Origin of the sequence: Allobosea sp., from assembly GCF_030695125.1 — a bacterium.
GTDB lineage: Bacteria > Pseudomonadota > Alphaproteobacteria > Rhizobiales > Beijerinckiaceae > Allobosea.
Genome location: NZ_JAUYTP010000068.1, coordinates 297,067 through 304,954 on the forward strand (window position 1 = coordinate 297,067; position 7,888 = coordinate 304,954).

5 protein-coding genes and 1 pseudogene are annotated in these 7,888 nt (G+C 52.4%); 5 read left to right on the top strand and 1 reads right to left on the bottom strand.

The genetic code is table 11. From position 1 onward, the window contains the following. Window positions 1-16: 16 nt before the first annotated feature. The 5 genes from Q8S38_RS21085 to Q8S38_RS21105 are packed head-to-tail and all read left to right on the top strand — an operon-like array spanning window position 17 to window position 6,964. Complete coding sequence (locus Q8S38_RS21085; RefSeq protein WP_371125933.1) at window positions 17-1,924, top strand: DEAD/DEAH box helicase family protein; 1,908 nt, start codon at window positions 17-19, stop codon at window positions 1,922-1,924. Further along, complete coding sequence (locus Q8S38_RS21090) at window positions 1,917-2,126, top strand: DNA modification system-associated small protein (RefSeq protein WP_305682301.1); 210 nt, start codon at window positions 1,917-1,919, stop codon at window positions 2,124-2,126. Before Q8S38_RS21085 ends, Q8S38_RS21090 begins: the two co-directional genes overlap by 8 nt. Beyond that, window positions 2,123-4,108 carry an AAA family ATPase gene (locus tag Q8S38_RS21095; RefSeq protein WP_305682302.1) on the top strand — a complete coding sequence of 662 codons (1,986 nt, stop codon included), beginning with the start codon at window positions 2,123-2,125 and terminating at the stop codon, window positions 4,106-4,108. Before Q8S38_RS21090 ends, Q8S38_RS21095 begins: the two co-directional genes overlap by 4 nt. Then, window positions 4,105-4,479, top strand: coding sequence for a hypothetical protein (locus Q8S38_RS21100; protein WP_305682303.1), 375 nt, complete (start codon window positions 4,105-4,107; stop codon window positions 4,477-4,479). Before Q8S38_RS21095 ends, Q8S38_RS21100 begins: the two co-directional genes overlap by 4 nt. A 28-nt stretch (window positions 4,480-4,507) precedes the next feature. Beyond that, a complete protein-coding gene (locus Q8S38_RS21105; protein ID WP_305682304.1) occupies window positions 4,508-6,964 on the top strand; it encodes a sigma factor-like helix-turn-helix DNA-binding protein in 2,457 nt (818 codons plus the stop codon). 204 nt (window positions 6,965-7,168) lie between these two features. Here the strand turns inward: Q8S38_RS21105 and Q8S38_RS21110 are convergent. Then, a pseudogene (locus Q8S38_RS21110) lies at window positions 7,169-7,501 on the bottom strand (transposase); the annotation flags it as partial. Window positions 7,502-7,888: the final 387 nt, after the last annotated feature.

The window sequence follows — 7,888 nt, forward strand, 5'->3', positions numbered from 1 at the left end:
TGTTGTAGGACCCGCCGTGCTCAGCTTTGTCCGCAACGGGGGCAGAATACAGATCATATGTTCGCCAGCCCTAGATGATCTGGACGCAGAACAAATTGCATTCGGCTATGCCAGACGGACAGATATTCTAGCTCAAACGTTACGCGCCGAATTTGATGCGCTTCTAGCCGACCAAAGGACTAATTTCGGCGCAAGGACGTTAGCTACGTTGATTGCCTTGGGCCACCTTGAACTCAAACTCGCTGTAAGAGCAGATGGTCGTGGAATATATCATGAGAAACTCGGCGTGTTCGCCGACACTCTCGGCAATCGAGTTAGCTTTAAAGGCTCCGCGAATGAAACTTGGAGCGGTTGGCATAACATGGGTAACTTTGAATCAATAGAGGTGTTCTGCAGCTGGCGCGGCGGCGTTGAACTCACGAGAGTCAAAAAGCATACTGAGCACTTTCAGCAACTGTGGTCGGAGCGTGACCCCCACGTATTTGTCGCCCCATTCCCACCTACTGTCGAAGAATATATGAAGCGTTACGCTGCTAGAGGAGTTGAGAACTTGCTCGACGAGCCTGTAACTCGAACCAGTGCCAAGCGGTCCGCGCTGCCACACCAGGTTTCGGCAATCCAGGCCTGGGAGGCTAACGGACGGCGTGGAGTGCTGGAACACGCTACAGGAAGCGGCAAAACGTTCACGGCGATCATCGCTATTCGAAAGCATGTCGCCGAGGGGAACCCCGCAATCATACTTGTCCCAAGCAAACTGCTCCTGGAGCAATGGGCGAAGGAAGTCCGGGATGAAATTCCCGAGGCTACCATGATGCTAGCGGGCGCAGGATATGATCGATGGAAAGCCACACGGCGCCTAGGAAGCATGACCGCCAACGATGACGACCTCGGCCCACGTATCATAATTGCCATGATGCCTACGGCGGCAACGGCAGAATTTCGCGAATCGATCACACAGGGGGACCACCTTCTTGTGGTCGCAGATGAGGTTCATCAGTGGGGAAGCAGGCGTAACTCAGAGTTTTTCAGCGTTGCTGCTGGTGCTCGCCTTGGCCTAAGCGCAACCCCCCAACGATACGGCGACCAAGAGGGCACAGCGCGTCTTTTCGGCTATTTCGGGCCGATAATCCCCCCACCAATCACTTTGGTTGATGCCGTCGCAGCAGGACGACTGGTCCCGTACGAATATCACCCGCACACGCTCAACCTCAGCGCCGCAGAAGCTGACGATTGGCTCAAAGCGACCAAACTCATCAAATTAGAAATGGCTCGCCAGAAAGACGGACCGGACGGAAGAAGGGTTTTTTCGGAACGCGCGAAAATGCTCTTAATCAAACGTGCGAGAATAGCAAAAAAAGCTTCTGCCAAAATCAGACTTGCATCTCAAATTATACATAGAAATTTCGAAGATGGACAAAGTTGGCTTGTATACTGTGAGGATAGCGGACAGCTTAAAGACGTGTTGGAATCCCTGCGCCAGATAGGCTTAAGCCCCGTCGAGTATCACTCTGCGATGGCGGGCGATCGAAACGAGACAATGGCTTGGTTTCGGTCTTATGGGGGTATTCTCGTATCGATTAAATGCTTAGATGAAGGCGTCGATATTCCAGCTGTTTCGCACGCACTCATCCTTGCTTCTTCTCAAAACCCTCGCCAATTCATACAGAGACGCGGGCGAGTCTTGCGGCACGCGCCGGGAAAACATATTGCCGTGATTCACGACGCGATCGTCGTACCTATAAATTCAGAAAAGGAACCTGAACAAATAAGTTTGCTCAAGGCTGAGCTTTTACGATCATTAGAATTTGCAAGCCATTCAATAAATAAGAATGCTGGCGCCGAACTTCGTTCAATCGCAGCAACAATGGATCTCGACGTGGACTCACTTATTGGCATTGAGGTGGAGGAAGAGGACGATGTCTGATAACGAGGACCTGGCACTGGAGACTTTACTCGCGATACGCAAGGAAGTGGCCCCCGATTTGAGCGAGGCACTGCTGAGACAGTGCTATGCAATTCAGAAACGACATCAATTCAGCGACGATAGGGTTCAAGCTTCGACTGCTATGGAGCGCCTGATCGACCAGGAACTCGATAAGATGCCAAAAGCGGACAATCACCAATGAAGCTTCACAAGCTAACTGCCACAAATTTCATGCCGTACAGAGGAGTAAATTCCGTGGATTTTCCACAGGATGAGTCTCGCAACGTCATGCTGATTGTTGGCGATAATATGCGAGGCAAAACATCGCTGCTCAATGCCCTCCGCTGGGGCTTCTACGGGCAGGCCGTGGGTCGCCACGCCCGCGTAATCCCACTTCAGGAAATTGTAAACAAGAATGCTGCTGACGAGGACGACTGGCGCGTTGACGTTTTAATAACATTCGAAGCGAATGGGCACGACTACGAGCTAAGACGATCGGCGGAAAAACGGCCTCACGTCGCAACCCCTTCGCGTACAGAAGACTTTATAGTTTCATCTTTCCTAAAACGCGATGGCGTCGTACTGCCAGGTGATCAGTTCGAGCCGGAAATTAATCAAATTGCTCCGGAGCAAACTTCAAGATTTTTCCTGTTCGACGGCGAACTGCTTTCCCAGTATGAAGAATTGCTCATAGAAGGCAGCGAACAGGGCCGACAAATTAAAGAAGCTATCGAACAAGTTTTGGGTGTTCCTTCGCTCATTAACGGTCGAAATGAGATGGGTTCAATTTTAAAGCAATCTACTAAGCGCCAGAGCCAGGAAATGGCTCATATGGCTGGACTTCAACAACAAGCAGAACAGACAGATCGCTTGACCACGCGTCTCGATAGCTTTGAAGACGACCTGAAAAAACTCCTAAGTCGTCGCGATATCACGCGGAGCGAACGTGCCCAGCTCGAAGACGAGCTCGATGCTGCAGCAGTAGTTTTAGCATTGAAGGCACAGATGGATGCGGCACGCGCGACCTTAAAAGCTCAACAGGACACAATTGCGCGAAAACGAGTCGAACGGCAAACCCTGTTGTCCGAGGCATGGAAAGACCTCCTGGACGGAAAACTTGAAGTAAAACGCTCGCTGCTGCGGGACCGGCAGCAGTCACTGACCGGTTTGGTAGGCGGTCGAGCAAGGCTTCAGGGAAGGGTTGAGGATATTCGGAAACTACTGGCAACAGAACACTGCCCAACATGCCAACAAGCGTTGTCGTCTGAAAAAAAGACCGGTCTCGGAACAGCGTTGGGATCGCTCGAGGTTGAGCTCAGCAAACAAGCTGATACAACCTCGGAGCTTCAAGACATCGCTGGACAGCTTGCCGGCCTAGAAAAGATTCGAGGTGTACGTGCACGAGCGAGAATCGTTGAAACGGATCGCGACTTACGATCGGCAGAGGTGACCGCCCAAAAGGCGGAGAACGACATCGAGCGACTGGTAGACGAGATCGCAGGCCATGACACAGCTGATCTAGCGCGTAAGCGGGTGCTAAAGGATGAGAAGCTGAAGGAAGAAGGTCGACTAACCGCAGATATTGAGAATGTGAAAATAAGCATCCAAAGGACGAAAGACGACCTGGCGATTGCCCAGAGAGCCATTCAGGGCTTTGCGTCGGCTCGGACAAACAAAAGCACGATGAAGGTCAAGCTCGCGTCAGAACTAGAGCGCTGCTTTAATGCAAGCGTAGAGAAGCTTCGCGATCGGCTCCGCGAACGGGTTGAACTATTGGCAAGCGGTGCATTTTTGAAGATGACCACTCAAAAAGCCTATCGGGGCCTTGAGATAAATGGAAACTATGGCCTCAGCATTATCGACAGCCATGGTAGAAAGGTCTCATTGCGGAGCGCGGGCGCTGAGCAGGTTGTGGCGTTATCTTTGATAGATGGCTTAAACCGCACCGGCAGGGCTGTAGGGCCCATTCTGATGGATACACCGTTTGGCCGTCTTGATCTCTATCATCGTGATAATATTCTCAAATATTTACCTTCGGTTGCAAGTCAGTTTGTCCTTTTGGTCCATGGAGGTGAAATTCGACTTGATACTGATTTGGCTTCCATAAAATCAAAGATTGGCGCAGTTTATGAGATCCGAGAGATATCTGAGACAGAGTCGAAGCTCGAAAGGACCGCACTATGAGTGGCGCCTCTGATATCATTACGGTCGGCCTTTCTTCGGAAGCCAACGACATGCTCGACGAGCTTAAGGAATTAGGCATTTTCGCCGATAAAATGGACGGGTATCGGTTTGCAGTGGCACTCGCTATCGCTCAAGGTGTTAAACCTCCGGAAATCGTCAAAAGACAAACTTTCCTTAATGTTGGTTCGCTCGATCCCGACCAAATGCTTCGCCGGACGGTAGAGGCGTTGATGAGCGATATGCTCAATGAGACAAGTGTTTATCGTCTTGTCGAACGGCTGGCTGATTGGGGATTGCGTGAGCTTCATGCGCAAGCGAAAGCAGGCGATATCGATTTTGTTGGCCTGCTTGGCCAGGTAGAGGCAGTCTGAAGTGGCTTCGACTTTACGGGCATTCTTAATGATGCGCTCTAGGGGCGCGTGGGAAACTTCGGTTTTCCATGATCTTGAGACACTTTTAGATGCTTGGAAACGCCGCCGGGATCCTGAATCGACCGCTATTGTTCATATCGGTTTTGATCGGAGCCCGGCTCGAGTTTTTGACGCTTTCGTTGATCAGTTTCCCGGAAAAGTTTTACTGACATCGGCGGCGAAGTTTGCTCTTCCGGATCAATTTTTATCAACTGAAAGTTCAGTCGCTCGATGCCTGGCCGGCCAGGTATATCTGGCCACCCTTGGCTGGGGTTACGATGCCACAGACTATGAGCCACAAGGCAATTTGACCGAGACTGGCAGTCTTGAGCTTGAGGGTTGGGTACGCGACTATGCAGCCGCAAACCCGGGGACGAAAGACGACCTCCTCGGAGCTGGTGTCTTGGGTGAAGCAAGCTATCTAGAGCAGGAAGCCGAATTGCCCCACGAGCTCCGTCACAAGCTCGGAGTTTATAGGTTTCGGTCATTCTGCACGCAGATAGACGATCCTGGCAGCATTGCAAGCGCGGCGCCCCCATGGCTTCGTAACCGCGAATTTGAGAAGTTACCGCTGACTGTTCGGCTTGCAAACATCTTGGGCGATTTGCAGGTTAAGAAAGTCTCTGACCTAGAGCGCTTTACAACGTCAGATCTACTTCGTGCACAGAACTGCGGTCGAAAATCGATTCGTGATCTAGTAGAAACCCTAGAATCGGCGTTGGATGCCGGACCGGTTGACAGCGATAAAGAGTTCTTCGCAGTAGAGAAGATTGGTTTGATTTCTGCGGTTCGCCGGTCTTTGCTCCTCTGCGGTGAGAGAGAGAGGGATATACTGACATCTCGTATGGGGCTGGATAACTCTCCGGAAACGCTGCATGAGATCGGATTGCGGTATAACGTAACCAGAGAGCGGATCAGACAGATTGAGAGCAAAACTCTGTCTCGCCTGCTAGCTAGCGAGATGTGGAGCAAATTGCTTGCGTCCAAATTAAGGAAACAGATTGCGGCGCGAGATTATCCCTTGCCCCTCAGAGGAATCGAAGCTGTCGATCCCTGGTTTGCCGAGGTGGGCGAGAAACCCAACGTCATTAGATATCTTCTGTCGGCTGTTAGCGATGCTGGTGTACAGATGGTAGAGATTGACGAGTTGGAGTATCTCGCGTTGGTCGATCAGCCCAAATGGGAGACGACTGTACGTTCAGCCAAGAGGCTCCTTGCAAGCAGCGTCGAAAATAATCTTACAGAGGCGGCGTGTCAGCACCTCGTGGAGGGATTGTTGCCGGAACAGGCTCGGGAGTTTCGCGGTCTGCTTTGGGCCAAAGCATCGAAGCTCTGTCACTTTGTTATGCGCGATGGGAGCAAATATCTCAGACAATATGGCAGAGGCGCTGAGCAGGTCGTAGAGACGGTTCTTGAAGAGAGCGATACGCCGTTGCATTTTAGCCAGATCGCGCTCAGATCTAGCGTCAGAGCGAGGAAGGAAATTGACTCGCGCCGTGCTCACAATGCTGCAGCCAGTGTTGGGCTCTTGTTCAGTCGAGGCACATACGGTCTACGTAAGCACATTCCCCTCGATACGGATCAGATGCAAATCATAGTAGAAATTGCCGAAGATATCGTCAATCAATCAGATATCGATCGGCAGTGGCACTGTGCAGAACTGACACTAGCTGTCACTGAGCGCGTCGAACGGAGTCTGGTCTTCGATCAGTACATCATGGAGATCGCGCTGAGGAGCAGCGGCAATCTAAAGCGTCATGGTCGACTGGTGTGGAGTCGTTCGAGCATTGGCGATGATGCTATGCGCATCGATATTCGACAAGCTATTATAGCGACTCTGCAAAATGCCGGCCGTCCTTTACGCGCCACTGACATCCGGCAACGCCTGGTTGCAGTTCGCGGCCTAAGCCAGTCATTTCAGATTGTACAACAGGACCCATTGCTAAAAGTGGGCCCTGCTACATGGGGATTGAATGACAGAGATATGCCGATCAAACGCGATAAGCAGCAATTGCTGTCTGATGATTTTGTGCGGGCACTAGAAGAGCGGCAGGTCGGGATTCATATAACGGAGATTGTCAATTTCGTTGACGCGCCACCTAATGTGGCGTCAGAAGCGTTGTTTTCTATCGCGACCCTTGATAGCCGCCTAAGAGTTAACGTGGGACAATATATCTTCCTTGCAGCTTGGGGGGAGGCGCGGAGGCAGAATATCCATGAGGCAGTGCTTTCGACACTGTCGACTCAATACGCTTCATTCAATGCCATCGTGAAGGGCGTTGCAGAAGCAATTGGACGGCCCGTCGATCGGCGTGTCGTTTCCGCATCGCTTCAAAGCTCAGGGGCTGAGTTTGATGGCAACGAGTCATGGCGCCTTTCGAGCGGCAATGGTGTTCAAGAGGAGGATGATGAAATCGATGCTCAAAGCGAAAGCCAAGCAGCATGATCATCAGGGCTTTGCGGATTACTGCTAGCGGTTGTAGCCGCGCGGTAAACCGTATTAATCGGCCTCGGCGAGTCGTGAAACTCCAGATGATTCAGTCCGTCCCAACGTCGTACGATCTATTCCAGATCGAAAGCGGGGCTGAGATCGGACGTGCGCCACAATGCCCTGGCGCTGGAGCAGCCCAGCGCAGTGCTAGGCCAGGGGCCCGGTGGCGTCGAGCGCGTCCTTCATCTTGCCCTCAAGCGTCTTCTTGCCAAGCAGCCGATGCAGTTCGCGGATCTGATTTTGCAGCATCCGGTAGTCCGACGCCGGGACGACCTCTTCCTCCGCCCGCGTCGCCGTCAGCGCCCCCTAGTTCGCCAGCCGACGCCAGGAGAAAACCTGGTTGGGCGCAATCCCGTGCCGCCGGGCAACCAAGCTCACGCTCATGCCCGGCTCATAGGTCTCCGCGACAATCGCCAACTTCTCGGCCGGCGCCCACCGACGCTGCCTCTCGGGTCCCGAAAGGATCTCACTCTTCGATATCGAACCAGTCATAGACACGACATTACTCCTACCCCTTACGGAAGCGGGATGACGTGCCCGGTCAATTTGGGGCGGCTTCATCAACAATCCTATGCAGGCTAACATAGTTTTGAGAGTCGTTAGCAATGTGCGAACCTAAGCCTTGTCCGAAATATATCTTGGGCCAGTTCCGGCCTCTGTAGCGAAGGATCGAGAACGGTCTATGTCGGTCACGTTACAAGACTCGACTAAGCTCTACCTTATGAAACAGTCGCGCCAACTGGCCTGCTGCCGGTTTCGTGGACACCGAGATTGGGTGTTTCATGAAGCCGGAGGTGGCAGATGCAGCGAAGACGATTTGGGCGTGAGTTCAAGATCGAGGCGGTTCGCCTGATCAAGGATCGCGGTGTGAGCGTCGCG